This is a genomic window from Acidiphilium sp. PM, from assembly GCF_000219295.1.
Lineage (GTDB): Bacteria > Pseudomonadota > Alphaproteobacteria > Acetobacterales > Acetobacteraceae > Acidiphilium > Acidiphilium multivorum.
The window spans coordinates 1-709 of record NZ_AFPR01000259.1 but is presented as its reverse complement, the minus strand read 5'-3'; the positions used below and the strand labels follow the sequence as shown (position 1 = coordinate 709).

General features: G+C 71.4%; 1 protein-coding gene. It reads left to right on the top strand.

Annotated features, from left to right (window positions below):
* Nucleotides 1-37 precede the first annotated feature (37 nt).
* On the top strand, nt 38-628 hold the full coding sequence (locus tag APM_RS10850) for a hypothetical protein (protein WP_007423419.1): 591 nt from the start codon (nt 38-40) through the stop codon (nt 626-628).
* Nucleotides 629-709 lie beyond the last annotated feature (81 nt).

Genomic DNA, 709 nt, shown 5'->3' with positions numbered 1-709 from the left:
CTATCGGGTGCCGGGCCGGTTGTGGTAGGGTCGGATCATGGCCAGCCGGATCGATGACAGGACTGCCTGGGCCGCGCGCCGCCGCCGGCGGCTGCGGATGGCGGAGGACGTGCTGCTGCTGCCGCTGGCGCTGCTGGTCGAGTTTCTCGATCGGGTGGTGTGGAAGGGCACGAAGGCGCTGCTCGACCTGATCTCCCGGGCGCCGCCGATCGCCCGGCTGCGGCGGTTCCTGCAGGACCTGCCGCCGGTGATCGTGCTGTTCCTGTTCCTGATCCCCGAGGCGATCGACCATCTGAGCGGCTTGTGGGCGACGGTGCTGCTGGTGAAGGGCAACTGGCTGGCAGCGACGGTCGTTGCCGTGTTCATCAAGGGATTCGCGCTGCTGCTGGCGATCTGGATCTATCAGGCCTGCGAGCAGAGCCTGCTGTCGGTGCGCTGGTTCGCGCGGTTCCATCATGCCGTGCTGGAGGCGAAGGCCTGGGTGCTGCGGCGGACCGAGCCGGTGCGGCTGCGGCTGCGGCAGGCGTTGCGCAGCGTGCTGGCGCGGACGGGCAACCGGCGCCTGGCCCGGCGGTTTTCCGCCTGGCGCTGGCGCCTCGCGCGGATGGCGGGTCTGGCCCGCCGATGACGCAAGCCGGATGAGCCGCCTCGCCCGCGCCCATCTTGCCGCCGCCGATCCGGTGCTCGGCGCGCTGATCCGCGAGGTCGG

Bases quoted from the DNA above. Each gene is read 5' to 3' on its own strand.
- APM_RS10850 (WP_007423419.1), top strand. From the start codon at position 38: ATGGCCAGCCGGATCGATGACAGGACTGCCTGGGCCGCGCGCCGCCGC.